This is a genomic window from Mucilaginibacter auburnensis, assembly GCF_002797815.1.
GTDB classification, from domain to species: Bacteria; Bacteroidota; Bacteroidia; order Sphingobacteriales; family Sphingobacteriaceae; genus Mucilaginibacter; species Mucilaginibacter auburnensis.
This window is the reverse complement of the sequence record NZ_PGFJ01000001.1, coordinates 2,058,589-2,073,692: the sequence shown is the minus strand read 5'-3', so window position 1 is coordinate 2,073,692 and position 15,104 is coordinate 2,058,589. Positions and strand designations below refer to the sequence as shown.

Annotated in this window: 9 protein-coding genes; 6 read left to right on the top strand and 3 right to left on the bottom strand. The window is 41.6% G+C overall.

Translation table 11 applies throughout. The features are described from left to right. Positions 1 to 95: 95 nt before the first annotated feature. The gene (locus tag CLV57_RS09275; RefSeq protein WP_100341359.1) at positions 96 to 587 is read left to right on the top strand and encodes a YajQ family cyclic di-GMP-binding protein; all 492 of its coding nucleotides are present in this window, start codon (positions 96 to 98) and stop codon (positions 585 to 587) included. 143 nt (positions 588 to 730) lie between these two features. Here CLV57_RS09275 and recQ read toward each other — a convergent pair whose 3' ends face one another. Beyond that, positions 731 to 2,923 carry a DNA helicase RecQ gene (gene recQ, locus CLV57_RS09270; RefSeq protein WP_100341358.1) on the bottom strand — a complete coding sequence of 731 codons (2,193 nt, stop codon included), beginning with the start codon at positions 2,921 to 2,923 and terminating at the stop codon, positions 731 to 733. Positions 2,924 to 3,261: 338 nt separating this feature from the next. On the opposite strand from recQ, the gene CLV57_RS09265 reads away from it, so the two are divergent. Continuing rightward, positions 3,262 to 4,347, top strand: a complete 1,086-nt coding sequence (locus tag CLV57_RS09265) for a mannose-1-phosphate guanylyltransferase (RefSeq protein WP_100341019.1) — start codon at positions 3,262 to 3,264, stop codon at positions 4,345 to 4,347. A gap of 184 nt (positions 4,348 to 4,531) precedes the next feature. Then, positions 4,532 to 4,936: a DUF1761 domain-containing protein gene (locus CLV57_RS09260; protein ID WP_100341357.1), complete on the top strand. Its 405-nt coding sequence runs from the start codon at positions 4,532 to 4,534 to the stop codon at positions 4,934 to 4,936. A 224-nt stretch (positions 4,937 to 5,160) separates the two neighbouring features. Here the strand turns inward: CLV57_RS09260 and CLV57_RS09255 are convergent, their stop codons facing one another. Next, positions 5,161 to 6,645 (bottom strand): glutamate synthase subunit beta, encoded by a 1,485-nt coding sequence (locus tag CLV57_RS09255; protein ID WP_100341018.1) that lies wholly within the window; start codon positions 6,643 to 6,645, stop codon positions 5,161 to 5,163. A 5-nt stretch (positions 6,646 to 6,650) separates the two neighbouring features. Then, on the bottom strand, positions 6,651 to 11,168 hold the full coding sequence (gene gltB, locus CLV57_RS09250) for a glutamate synthase large subunit (protein WP_100341017.1): 4,518 nt from the start codon (positions 11,166 to 11,168) through the stop codon (positions 6,651 to 6,653). A 355-nt stretch (positions 11,169 to 11,523) separates the two neighbouring features. Between gltB and CLV57_RS09245 the strand changes: the two genes are divergently transcribed. The 3 genes from CLV57_RS09245 to CLV57_RS09235 all read left to right on the top strand — a co-directional run bounded on the left by CLV57_RS09245 (position 11,524) and on the right by CLV57_RS09235 (position 15,090). Further along, positions 11,524 to 12,015, top strand: coding sequence for a D-glycero-alpha-D-manno-heptose-1,7-bisphosphate 7-phosphatase (locus tag CLV57_RS09245; RefSeq protein WP_100341016.1), 492 nt, complete (start codon positions 11,524 to 11,526; stop codon positions 12,013 to 12,015). A 94-nt stretch (positions 12,016 to 12,109) separates the two neighbouring features. Next, a complete protein-coding gene (locus CLV57_RS09240) occupies positions 12,110 to 13,630 on the top strand; it encodes a hypothetical protein (protein WP_100341015.1) in 1,521 nt (506 codons plus the stop codon). Positions 13,631 to 13,731: 101 nt separating this feature from the next. Then, on the top strand, positions 13,732 to 15,090 hold the full coding sequence (locus tag CLV57_RS09235) for a glycoside hydrolase family 27 protein (protein WP_100341014.1): 1,359 nt from the start codon (positions 13,732 to 13,734) through the stop codon (positions 15,088 to 15,090). The last annotated feature ends 14 nt before the right edge of the window (positions 15,091 to 15,104 follow it).

The following is a 15,104-nucleotide window of genomic DNA, read 5'->3' as shown; positions in this document are numbered from 1 at the left end:
TTGGTATGTTGATTGTTTTGTTTAATATACACTCAAATACTTTTAAACAATTTAAGGGTTTTATACATTACATTTGCAAACTTTATAAAGCTGATATGCCAACATTTGATATTGTAAGTAAAATTGATGGACAAACGTTAGATAACGCCATTAACACTGCCAAAAAAGAGATACTGAACCGTTATGATTTTAACGGATCTGAAAGTACTATTGAACTTGATAAAAAAACCAATACTGTTACTGTTGTTACAGAAAACGACATGCGGATGAAGGCTATTCAGGATGCTATCATCAGCCGTATGGTAAAACAGCAGCTTGACCCTAAAGCCATGGACTTTGGTAAAGAGCAATATGCTTCTGGCAACATGATACGCAAGGAAATACAAATCAAACAAGGTATTGATAAAGAAGCCGCCAAAAAGATAGTTAAGAAAATTAAAGACAGTGGATTAAAAGTACAAGCGTCTATAATGGATGACCAGGTGCGCGTGCAAGGTAAAAAGATAGATGACCTGCAAGCCGTAATACAGCTATGTCGCAAAGAAGATTTTGGTCAGCCTTTACAGTATATTAACATGCGCGATTGATCGCCTGAACTACGATTTCTATGATGAAAGATTATACGAATAAAAAAATCAATAAATCAAAAGCCCGATGAACGAACTCATCGGGCTTTTGATTTATTGACATCGTAACGTCGAGGTAATCCTTGAATCCTAAAATCAAGGCGTTAATTACCCAACTCAGACATAAACTTAATTCGCATTAACTGCACTTCCTCGCGGGTATAATCTTCAGGACCTAATTCAACCAGGGCATCATCTATTGAGTCAACCTCGGCTTTGCGGAAGTACTCAAATACTTCATCCTGCTTATCCTCGTCTATTACTTCATCTATGTAGTAATTAAGATTAAGTTTGGTACCCGAGTTTACAATGGTTTCTACCTCCTTTAAAACCTCCTCGTAAGTAAGGCCTTTTGAAGCGGCTATATCTGTAAGGTCAAGGTGACGGTCAATATTTTGAATGATAAAGACTTTAAGCGCCGATTTATTAGCAGCACTTTTTATCACCATATCAACCGGACGGTCAATGTCGTTATCTTCAACGTATTTTTTGATCAGGTCAATGAACGGTGCGCCAAACTTCATGGCTTTCCCCGCTCCTACACCTGATATCTGTCGCAACTCTTCCTGGCTGACAGGGTAATGTGTACACATCTCCTCTAAGGATGGATCCTGAAAAAGCACAAACGGAGGCAGATTTTTCTGCTTAGCCATCTTTTTACGCAGGTCCTTCAACATTTGCAGCAACTGTGCGTCTAATGCACCACCGGCTTGCTTAGGGCCATCTTCCGTATCATCATCATCAGCCGCTTCAATAACGCGGTTCATAATAAAGCGTATACTGTGCGGATTTTCTAAAAACGAATGCCCCAGTTTGGTGAGCCTTAATAAGCCGTACTGGTCAATATCTTTTGATACATAATTGTTTAACAGTGCCTGGCGTAACAATGAGATCCAAAGTAACTCGCCGTCAGCCTTACCTGTACCGAATAAATCAAGCAAATGATGCTCGTAATTATGTATCTGCGGCCCATCAACACCCATCAAAATATTAATGATGTGATGATCGTCAAATTTTTCTCCGGTTTGTTTGATCAAGCTCAACGCTTTATGCAATTGCTCCTCGCCGTCAAAATGCTGTTTTGGCGCGCAGCAGTTATCGCACATGTTATTGCAACCTGCCTCATTAAAGTTTTCGCCGAAGTAATGCAGCAACTGTTTACGGCGGCAAACTGATGATTCTGCGTAATCAATAACCTCTTTTAATATCTGCGTACCAATTTCACGTTCTGAAACCGGCTTATCTTTCATAAACTTTTGCAGTTTATCAATATCTTTTTGCGAATAAAAAGATACACAAACACCTTCGCCCCCATCACGACCGGCGCGGCCGGTTTCCTGGTAATAACCTTCCATGCTCTTAGGCACGTCATGGTGTATAACGTAGCGTACATCCGGTTTATCAATACCCATACCAAATGCTATAGTTGCCACAATAACATCAACATCTTCCATCAGGAATTTGTCCTGCGTATCTGCGCGTACTTTGGCATCTAACCCTGCGTGATAAGGCAAAGCCTTAATTCCGTTAAGCGCAAGTACTTCGGCAACTTCTTCAACCTTTTTACGGCTAAGGCAATATATAATGCCCGATTTGCCCGGGTTTTGTTTAACGTACTTAACAATTTCTTTTATAACATTACGCTTGGCACGTACTTCATAAAACAGGTTAGAACGATTAAATGATGATTTAAACACAGTCGCATTGTTCATGTGCAGGTTTTTCTGAATATCCTGCTGAACTTTCGGTGTTGCTGTGGCAGTTAAAGCGATGATGGGTATACTTTCACCAATATTGCTGATAACCTGTCGTATTTTGCGGTACTCGGGTCTGAAATCATGCCCCCATTCTGAGATACAATGCGCCTCATCAACAGCCACGAAAGACACGTGATTAAGACGAAGGAAATCAACATTTTCTTGCTTGGTTAAGGACTCGGGTGCTACATAAAGCAATTTGGTTTTACCGCTCAGTACATCTTCCTTAACACGAACTATATCAGACTTTGTAAGGGATGAATTTAAAAAGTGGGCGATGCTATCAGACCCTCCGAAGGCTCTTAACTGGTCAACCTGGTTTTTCATCAATGCGATCAGTGGCGATATAACTATGGCCGTTCCCTCACTCATCAACGCCGGTAACTGATAACACATTGATTTGCCGCCGCCCGTAGGCATGATAACAAAAGTGTCATTACCTGCTAATATATTGGTAATGATGGCCTCTTGCTCCCCTTTGAAATTATCAAACCCAAAAAAGTTTTGAAGATTATCAAAAAGCGACTTTTTGGTCTCTATCATTATGGTATTTCTGTGGTTATTTTAAAAGTTTAAAGTAACAAAAATTTATCATTAAACGACAGTATCTACAACATATTTTACACTAAAAACGATTATTTGACACAGCAGTAACCGTTTATTAAAAAAGATTAAGAACAGCCACCAGGCGCGTAATATTTCATTCAAAAAAATATGCCTTTTTGCGTTGTAAGACCTAAAAACAGTTGTCTTAATCAAAAACAATTTGTTTATTTATTGCTTATTAATTGCGGTAATTAAACGCCGATTTTATTAATAATTCAAATATTATTTTCCACATTTGCAGCGTCAATGCTTAAACTATTTCCACAACAAAAATGAACAAAAATTATTACGCCATTATTATGGCTGGCGGTATTGGAAGCCGCTTTTGGCCTATCAGCAGAACGTCGCATCCAAAACAATTTATTGACATACTAGGAACAGGCAAAACCCTTATTCAAAATACCTACGACAGGTTTTTAAAGGTGTGCCCTAAAGAGAATATTTTTGTAGTTACCAACGAAAATTATACTTCGCTAGTAAAAGAGCAGCTGCCTGATATGGCCGACAACCAAATACTTACCGAACCGGTTATGCGTAATACCGCGCCGTGTGTTGCTTATGGTTGTTTCAAAATAGAAAGCATTAACCCAGATGCGGTAATAGTTGTTGCACCGTCAGACCATTTGATTTTAGACGAACCCGGTTTTGTCAATACTATTGAAAAATCATTAAAAGTTGCGTCTGAAAATGATTGCCTTATTACTTTAGGTATCAAACCATCTCGCCCTGACACGGGTTATGGTTACATTCAGTTTACTGATAATATTCTGAGTGAAGATTTCCATAAGGTAAAAACTTTTACAGAGAAACCTACATTGGATATTGCTAAAACCTTTATTCAAAGCGGCGACTTTTTATGGAACGCAGGTATTTTTGTTTGGTCTGCAAATGCCATTGTTAACGCATTCGGACAATACCTACCGGATATGAATGATATTTTTGCTGATGCGCGTCCGTTTTATAATACTGATAACGAACGTAATCATGTTAACCAGGCTTACATGCAGTGTACTAATATCTCTATAGACTACGGTATTATGGAGAAAGCCAACAATGTATACGTTTTACCATCAGAATTTGGATGGTCTGACTTAGGTACCTGGGCTTCTATTTATGAATTGTCTGATAAGGACTACGTAGGTAACGCCGTGATACCTTCAGAGAAAGTCATCATGTACGATTCATCAAATTGTATGGTAAACGTGCCTGAAGATAAGCTGGTTATTTTACAGGGCCTGCATGATTTTATTGTGGTAGAATCAAACAATACACTGCTAATTTGCCCGCGCGATCAGGAGCAAAATGTGAAAAAAGTTGTTGCCGATGTGAAGCAGCAATTTGGAACGAAATATATTTAAGTTTAGAGCTTATTTGATTGACGAATAGATGTTAGCTACGTCAACTTATGGAAGGGCTTGTCAAGTTTTGGCAAGCCTTTTTTACTTTATATCAATTGATTATGATAGATATTTTTATTTATCTTTAGTCAATAAACCAAACTCCCCCGTTTTTTGGGGTAAAAAAACTGACCTTTTAACAATTATGAATCCCTCACTAATTAACTGGCCTGCCGTATTGATTGCGGCTTTATCGTCATTTATGGTTGGCGGTATTTGGTACAACCCAAAGGTATTTGGCAACACCTGGATGAAAGAAAGCAAGCTCACCGAAGACCAGTTAAAAGCATCAAGTCAGGGTAAGATATTTGGATTTACCGCCCTGTTTTCATTACTAATGGCAATTAACCTGGCCTGTTTTCTGGCTGATACTAAAACTAATGCCTCATGGGGAGCTGTAGCAGGTTTTTTGGCCGGCATATGGGGTTTCTCCGCAATTGCCATACATAGTTTATTTGAATTGCGTAGCTGGAAACACATTTTTATAAATGGATGTTACATTATTATAGCACTTACGCTGATGGGATTTATTTTGGGGGTATGGAGATAAGTGCGCCAATATATTTGGACGGAGACAAGAGCCATCGTGGCTAAAAATCAACAGGCGCGCCATTGGATGAGTGTTGGGCGAAGCGGGAAACGTTGGAGAAGTAAAAGCTGACATCTGTAATCTTTGTACCTCGTAATAGCGTTACCTTAAATAAAAAATCCTCTTTCGCTTTCACGAAAGAGGATCACTATTATACTACCCTTAGGGTTTCAGGGAATCATATTTTACGAGCTAAAAACCTGATCGAACTGGTTAACAGAATCTTTGCTTTCCAGTACTGAATGGCCCATTAAAAACTCATCAACTTTACGCGCGCACTCGCGGCCTTCTGATATTGCCCAAACAACCAATGATTGTCCGCGGCGCATATCGCCTGCTGAGAATACTTTGCTTACGTTAGTTCTGTAAACTCCCTCTTTAGCATTTACGTTCTTACGTGCATCTAACTCAACACCTAAGCTTTCTATCATACCGGTATGTTGCGGATGCAAAAAGCCCATTGCCAGGAATACACGCTGACAAGGTATTTCGCGCTCTGATCCTTCTACCTCGGTAAATTTAACCGGGCGACCTAAGAAATCAACTTCCCAGCTAACATCAGCAACTTTTAAAGCACGCAGTTCGCCATTCTCGTCTCCTAAAAACTCTTTGGTATTAATACCCCAGAAACGCTCAACACCTTCTTCGTGCGAAGTTGTGGTTTTCAACACCATTGGATAAGTTGGCCAAGGCATATTTTCGGTACGCTGAGCCGGTGGCTGCATCATTACCTCAAACTGCTTAACTGATTTTGCACCCTGGCGGTTTGAAGTACCAACACAGTCCGACCCTGTATCGCCACCACCAATAACTACCACATCTTTACCAGTAGCCAAAATATCTTCGGCTGTAATTGGTGAGCTGCCAACACGTTTGTTTTGTTGCTTAAGGAAATCCATAGCGAAGTGAACACCTTTAAGTTCGCGACCAGGAATTGGCAGGTTACGCGGGATAGTTGAACCACCTGCTAAAACCACTGCATCTGCATTGCGGATCAGGTCATCAGTTGAAATGTCTTTACCTACTTCTACACCTGTTTTAAATACAACGCCATCTTTTTCCATCACTTCAATGCGACGGTCGATAACGTTTTTCTCTAATTTAAAATCAGGGATACCGTAGCGTAACAAGCCACCAACTTTATCGTCGCGCTCATACACTGTAACTTCGTGACCAGCTTTTGCCAACTGAGCTGCCGCAGCTAACCCAGCAGGCCCTGAACCTACTACCGATACTTTTTTTCCTGTTTTAACTAAAGGCGCGGTTGGTTTAACCAAACCTTTCTGGTAAGCTATTTCAATAATGTGTTTCTCAATTTCTTCAATAGCTACAGCCGGCTTGTTAATGCCTAACACACACGCAGATTCGCATGGTGCAGGGCAAATACGACCGGTAAACTCAGGGAAGTTATTGGTTGAAGACAATATTTGGTAAGCCCCCTCCCAATCCTGTTTATAAACCGCGTCATTAAACTCCGGAATAATGTTACCCAGGGGGCATCCGTTATGACAAAACGGAATACCACAGTTCATGCAACGGGCTGATTGTTTGTTCAACTCTTCGTCAGAGTATAAACTTTCAAACTCGTTATAATTTTTAATACGTTCTGCAGGAGGTAATTTAGCAGGAAGTTTCCTATCGTATTCCTGAAAACCTGTTACTTTTCCCATCTATCTTAATTGGCTGATTGTAATTCTAATTTTTCAATAACTTTTTTGTACTCTCTCGGGAACACCTTAACAAATTTACCCGAAGCGCTGCTCCAGTTTTTAAGGATATCCTGTGCAAGTTTACTACCTGTTAAGCTAACGTGCTTACGGAGTAAAGCTCCTATTTGCTCATCATCTTTAGTAGTAAGCGGATCAAGGTCAACCATCTCCGTATTGCAGTTTTCGGCAAACGTACCGTCAACATCATACACCCATGCTATACCACCGCTCATACCCGCTGCAAAGTTGCGGCCTGTTTTACCTAATATAAGCGCATATCCACCGGTCATGTACTCGCAACCATGATCACCAACCCCCTCAACTACTGTTGTAGCACCTGAGTTTCGTACCGCGAAACGCTCGCCGGCCATACCTCTTACATACAACTCGCCTGATGTTGCACCGTAAAGGGCAACGTTACCAATAATGATATTATCTTCAGGAACAAATGTTGATTCAGCGTGAGGGTAAACCGCTAATTGCGCACCCGATAAGCCTTTGCCTACATAGTCATTTGCTTCGCCTTCTAATTCAAAAGATACACCTTTGGTTGAGAAAGCGCCAAAACTTTGACCGGCAGAACCTTTAAACTTGTAGTTGATAGTGTTGTCAGGTAAACCTGCAGCACCATAAAGTTTGGATATCTCGTTAGATAACAACGCACCAATAGTACGGTCGGTATTAACCACGTCATAAGTACCAAATACAGGAGTTTTGTCTGCCAAAGCAGGTTTAGCATCTTCCCACAGTTTCCAGTCAATGATATTGGCCATGCCATGATCTTGCTGTTCGCTGTTGTATAAGGTTGAGTTTTTATCATAAGTAACCGGATGTAATATACCCGACAGGTCTACCCTGTTAGCTTTCCAGCTCTTGATGCCATCTTTTACTTTCAGGAATTGTACGCGGCCAACCATTTCATTAATGGTACGGAAACCTAACTCCGCCATGATCTCGCGCATTTCCTCTGCCATGAATTTGAACAGGTTAACAACGTGCTCAGGCTTACCTGAAAACAGTTTACGCAATTCAGGGTCTTGAGTAGCCACACCCACAGGGCAGGTATTTAAATGGCATTTACGCATCATGATACAACCACCAGCCACTAAGGCAGCAGTTGCTACACCCCACTCTTCGGCACCCATTAAACATGCTATTGCTAAATCGCGACCGGTTTTTAACTGACCGTCTGCCTGCAACACCACGCGGCTGCGCAGTTTGTTACGTACCAATGTTTGGTGAGCCTCGGCCAAACCAAGTTCCCAGGGTAAACCTGCATGCTTAATAGAGCTTATTGGCGACGCACCTGTACCACCATCATAACCTGCAATCAAAATAACATCAGCGTGTGCTTTTGCCACTCCGGCGGCAATAGTACCTACACCTGCTTTTGATACCAGCTTAACGTTAATACGTGCCTGGCGGTTAGCATTTTTAAGGTCGAATATCAGCTGAGCCAAATCCTCAATAGAATAAATATCGTGGTGAGGCGGAGGAGAGATTAAACCAACACCCGGCGTTGAGTGACGGGTTTTAGCTATCCAGCTATCCACTTTATCGCCCGGTAACTGGCCACCTTCTCCCGGTTTTGCGCCCTGAGCCATTTTGATCTGTAACTCATCGGCATTAGTAAGGTAGTTTGACGTTACACCAAAACGGCCTGATGCCACCTGTTTGATAGCAGAACGCATGGAGTCGCCATTTTCCAAAGGTTTGTAGCGTATCTCGTCTTCACCACCTTCGCCTGTGTTGCTCTTGCCGCCGATGCGGTTCATCGCAATAGCAAGGGTGCTGTGCGCCTCATGAGAGATAGATCCGAATGACATTGCACCTGTAGCAAAACGCTTCATGATGCTTTCTGCCGGTTCTACCTCATCAATTGATATCGATTCGCGATGATGAACAAAGTCAAGCAAACCGCGGATAGTGTAATGTTTCTCTGTTTGCTCATTAACCGCTTTAGCGTAGTTTTTATATACATCGTAACTGCCGCTGCGCGTTGCATGTTGTATTAAGTGAACCGTAGTTGGGTTGAACAAGTGTTCTTCACCACGACGTTTCCATTGGTAAATACCGCCTTCAGGCAACAATCTGTTCTCTGCCTGCGGACCAAAACCAATTTTGTGTTTGCATAAAGCTTCACGGGCTATTTCGTCTAAGCCTAAACCTCCTATACGAGTTACTGCACCGCAGAAGTATTTGTTTACTACATCCTTATTAAGACCCAGAATTTCAAATACTTGTGAACCGTGATATGATTGCAAAGTTGAGATACCCATTTTAGAGAATATTTTTAACAAGCCATCATTTACAGACTTAACATAGTTTTTTAACAAGTACTTTTTATCCAGTTTGGTATCAAGCGCACCGCTGTCTTTTAAGTTTTCAATAGTAGCCTGAGCCATGTATGGGTTAATGGCGGTTGCACCAAACGCTAATAAGCAGGCAAAGTGATGAACTTCCCAAACATCTCCCGCCTCGGCAACAATACCAACTGAACCACGTAAGCCTTTTTTGATCAGGTGGTGATGTACTGCAGATACAGCTAACAATGACGGAATAGGCGCGTGTTCAGAATCTAAAGCGCGATCTGAAAGGATCAATACTTCAAAACCATCAGCAACAGCGTCTTCAGCATAGCGGCAAACTCGCTCAATACCTTTTTGTAATGAACCGGGATTGCCATCAGCATTGAAATAAGTTTGCAGCGTTTTAGCGTGGAACAAACCGGTATCAATACTACGCAGTTTTTCTAACTGGTGGTTTTTAAGTACAGGGTGCTTAAGCGTTACGCAATGGCAATGCATTTTATCCTCATCCAGCAGATTGCCATTGTTACCTATAAAGGTAGCAAGGCTCATTACCAAACGCTCACGGATAGGATCTATCGGCGGGTTGGTAACCTGGGCGAAGAATTGTTTAAAATAGCTTGACAGGTGCTGTGGCTTGTCTGATAATATAGCCAGCGGCACGTCAGTACCCATTGAACCGATTGGCTCCTTACCGTCAAGCGCCATTGGTTTAATAATGGTCTCAATATCCTCGCGGCTGTAACCAAACACCTGTTGGTAGCGGAATATAGAATCAGGGCTTAGGTTAGCAAAAGCTAAACGTGGCTCTGATAAGTGCTCCAGTTTAATTTTATAATTCTCCAACCAACGGTCATAAGGCTGACGGGAAGCAACTTGCTGTTTAATTTCCTCGTCTGTTATAATAACACCTTGTTCGGTATCAATCAATAACATTTTGCCCGGCTGTAAGCGGCCGTTTTTAACGATGGTTTTTGGGTCAATTTTGATAGCACCGGTTTCAGAAGCTGCAATTACTCTGCCATCGCTGGTAATAGAGTAACGTAGCGGACGTAAACCGTTTCTGTCTAATACCGCACCTACCAGTTTACCGTCCGTAAAGCTAATAGCGGCAGGGCCATCCCATGGCTCCATCAAAGTAGCGTGGAACTCATAGAATGCCTTTTTGATAGGGTCCATTTGCTCGTTACCGTCCCAAGCCTCAGGTATCAGCATCATCATTACGTGTGGTAATGAACGGCCGGTATGTTGCAGTATCTCAATGATGTTATCTAAACAGGCAGAGTCACTCTGGTTATTATCAATAACCGGAAGCAACATTTCCATTTCCTCAGCTGTAAAGTAGCTTGAGGCTAAATTTTTTAAGCCCGAATAGAACCAATTCAAGTTACCGGTTAAGGTATTGATCTCACCATTGTGCGCAATTAAGCGGAAAGGCTGAGCGAGTTTCCATGAAGGGAAGGTATTGGTTGAAAAGCGTGAGTGAACAACAGCTAAACCAGATGCAACACGCTTATCGCGCAGATCAGTATAATACTGACGCACCTGGTAAGTGGTTAACTGCCCTTTATATACAATTACTTTGCAAGAGAACGAAGGGAAATAAAAGCTGTTACGCGCGCCCGGAAGCGTTTCGGTAACTGTTTTATTTATATAACGACGTAACACATAAAGCTTGCGCTCAAAATCTTCAACATTGGTTATTGATGCTGGTCTTGCTACGAAGATCTGCTCAACATCCGGTTCGGCACTACGTGCAGTTTCACCTATTACCGATGAGTCTACAGGAGGTTTACGGAAGCCTAACTTATGCAGGCCCAGCTTCTCAATAGCATTATCAATAACGGTGCGGCAAGCTTTCTTCAACGCCGGATCTTTCGGCAGGAAAAGCATACCTACGCCATACTCACCTGGTTGAGGCAAACTGATCTCAAGATCAGAGCATTCTTCCATGAAAAATTCATGAGGAATCTGCAATAAAATACCGGCACCATCTCCCGAATCGGGGTCACAGCCGCAGGCGCCACGGTGCTCCATGTTCTCTAACATGGTTAGCGCGTCATCAATGATCTGGTTGTTCTTGTGCCCGTCAATATTGGTTATAAATCCCGTACCGCACGAGTCGTGTTCAAATTCTGGTCTATACAGGCCCTGGTCGCAATCAGTTTGATTCATTTTAAAAAATAAAACCGTTAAAAAATTTATATATGGTCTAATGACGAAAATACATAAACTAACAGGCAATTAAAAACTTTACCACACTTTTTTAATAATGTTAAATATTATCACATTCAAAGTGTAAAAAATTAATATATTTTCAATAACCGACTCGTATAATTACAATTATCAAAAAAACAATCAACGAAGTTTTTTGTTAACAGCAGCTTAATACAAACGTTAAACCTAACCTAAATTAAGAAAAAAGCACTAAAAAACTTACTAATGCGTCACTTTTTATGGTTTTAACAGATTTATAATGTTTTAATTAGGCGGCATAACATAATTGCTAACTTTGCAAAAATTTGATGCAATGATTGAAAAAAACAAAGCAGTTTTCCTAGATAGGGATGGAGTCCTTAACCGTGAATTAGGTGATTATATACGCCGTATTGAAGACTTTGAGGTACTTGACAACTTTGCGGCTTTAAAAGCATTGCAGGACCGCGGTTACTTATTAATTGTGGCCACCAACCAGGGCGGATTAGCAAAAGGTTGGTACACCGAGGACGAACTGGCAAAAATGCATCAGAAACTACGAGACGATTACAGGGCTTACGGCGTTGAGTTTACCGACTTTTTTTACTGCCCGCATCACCCCGATTTTACCGGAGATTGCGATTGCCGCAAACCTAAACCAGGTTTGTTGGTTAAAGGGATAGAAAAATATAACATAGATCCTGCACGCTCCTACTTTATTGGCGACCGCGAGCGCGATGTAGTAGCCGGCACAGCCGCAGGTGTTAAAGGTATTTTGATCAACAGTGATCAACCAATTAGCACTGTGCTGGATCTGATTGATTGAGTTGTTGGAAAGTTGCAAGGTTGTGAAGTTGAAAATTATGCTTAGGTACTATTAACATTCAACCTTAAACCATTCCAGCCTTAAAATATATTAAATGCCACATCCCCGTTATCTAAGAAATCTCGACTCATTAATTGCCGCAATATTAGGCTTTGTTGTTATTCAACTTTATACCGCTTATAGCGGCATTGGTGTATCTCCCGACTCTATTATGTATGCAAGTGCCGCAAGGAGCCTGGTTAGCGAGGGTGCGTTAATAACATTCAACGGAATACCTTTAGTTGATTTCCCCGTATTTTATCCCAGCTTTCTGGCCACGATAATGTTTGTAACGGGCGTTGACCCATTTACCTACGGCCCTATTCTAAACGGGTTAATGTTTGCAACGCTATTATATTTATGTGGATGGATCGTTCAGCGTTTTACAGCCACAACTCACCTTTATAAATGCCTTTTATTAGTAGCCATAATGCTGAGTCCTGCTTTATTGCAGATATACACGTATTTATGGTCTGAAACCCTGTTTATTTTACTGAGCGTGGTTTTTATGGTAATTTTCCGTAAATATATGCTTACACGCGAGTTGAAATGGTTAGTGTTGGCTGGCTTTGTAGCAGCCGTAAGCACCATAACCCGTTATGCCGGTGTAACTATAATAGGTACAGGGTGCTTCCTTTTATTGTTTGATCGCAATTTGGAGCTAAAACGCAAAGTAATTCATATTATAAATTATAGTGTTGTTGCCTGCTCTTTGCTTGTGCTCAACCTGATGCGGAATGCGCTGCTCACCAAAACCATGACAGGTCCGCGCGAGCCATCCATAACCCCATTTAACGAGAACCTGTATTATTTTGGAACGGTTATGGCCGAGTGGTTGCATATAGATACTATATACTACCAAACAGTAGCCTCTCCCCTGGCATGGGTTATTTTACTTGTGTTAACAGGCATGTTGATCTATCAATTAATAAGAGGCAGGATGTCATCTTATGAAAATATCGCTTTAACATTCGGACTGATCTACGGATTGTTCATCATCATATCATCCACCTTCTCACGTTATGAACGCATCAATCCAAGGTTGTTATCGCCTATGGTGATACCATTAATATGGAGTTTGACCAGTTGGGTGCTAACTGCATTCAGAAATGTGCGGTTTGATACTCGGAAGAAACGAATTATTAACTGGGTTTTTACCCTTGTTATGGTTGTGTTTATTGCCAACGAAGCCTATGCTGACGGTGATCGTTACCATGATCAAAAAGACTACGGCAATCCGGGTTATACAGATGATACCTGGAACCTCTCTAAGTTTGTTACCTTTTTAAAAGCCAATAAACATATTTACAAGCCCGGCATACCCATTTATTCTGATGCTCATGAGGCTGCTTATTTTACATCGGGTATCCGTTGCAATAACCTGCCGCACCGTTTCTTCCCTAACAAAATTGCCGATTTTTATAAGGTAAAACACTATTATCTGATCTGGTTTACCAAGTTAGAAAATCCGGAATTGATCAATCTTCAACATATTCAGGAAAGGCAAAAGCTGATCAAGTTGTATGACTTTGGAGATGAAGGCGCTATATATGAGATGAGGCCTGAGATGCAGTGATACCCACAGCTATAGGTTTAAAATCATCGCTGTGCAAACATCCGGTTTGTCCATTCGGCAATTAATCTATAGCTTTGGTCATAAACCAACTAAATCGTTTTATGACATTCTCCTACTTGAGAAAAACCGGTATCGCGCTGCTATGCTGTGTTGCCTCGTTAACAGCATCGGCGCAAACAAAATCAAACTTTAAAAGCTGGGCGCAAACCCCGCCTATGGGCTGGAACAGCTGGGACGCTTATGGCCCTACCGTTACCGAGGCTGAAGTAAAGGCCAATGCAGATTATATGGCTGCCAACATGAAAAATTTGGGCTGGCAATATATTGTAGTAGACATTAGATGGTTTGTGGAGAATGACAAGGCAGGTGGTTACAACCAAACCGACCCCATTTATGTAATGGATGAGTACGGCAGATATTTACCATCTACCAAACGCTTCCCATCTTCTGCCAATGGCAAAGGCTTTAAACCTTTAGCAGATTACATGCACAGCAAAGGCTTAAAATTTGGCATCCACATTATGCGGGGTGTGCCTGTTAAAGCTGTGAATGAGAAACTGCCTATCAAGGGTACCAACGGAATAACTGCCGATAAAATTTATACTACCGCAATGCAGTGTACATGGTTAAAAGACAACTATACTGTATTGGCAGACAAGCCTGGCGCACAGGAATATTATAATTCTATTATGGAGCTTTATGCATCATGGGAAGTTGATTTTATTAAGATAGATGATCTTTCCCGTCCATATCATCAGGGCGAAATAGAACTGATACGCAACGCCATTGACCTTACCGGTCGCCCAATGGTTTTGAGTACCTCTCCCGGTGAAACACCCATTGCAAAAGCAGACCATGTTAAAGAACATGCTAACATGTGGCGCATGGTTGATGATGTTTGGGACATATGGAAAGATCTTACCCATTTAATGAAGGTTGCCCAACCATGGTATAGCTACATTTCCCCCGGCACCTGGCCTGATTGTGATATGATACCGCTTGGTCGCATTGCTATACGTGGTGAACGCGGCAAAGACCGCATGACCCGCTTAACCAAAGAAGAGCAATACTCGCTGATGACTTTCTTCACTATATTCCGCTCACCATTGATGTTTGGCGGCGACCTGCCATCAAACGACGCATTTACACAATCACTTTTAACCAATAAAGATGTATTGGCGATGCACCGCGATGGAACGGACGTAAAGCAATTGTTTATGGAGAACGGACAATTAGCCATAACCTCCCGCAACAGCAAAACAGGGCAACGCTATATAGCTTTATTTAACATAGGCGATACCGGAAATGCTAATGTTTCTGTTAATTTAAAAGATTTGGGCTTAAGTGGCAAGGTTAAGGTAAAAGACCTTTGGACTGGCGCAGCCTCCACGCAAACAGATGCCACCTTGTCGCGTTCAATTGCGCCGCATGCAAGCGTTTTATTGAGTATTTCCAATTAAACTAAATCTGCCAA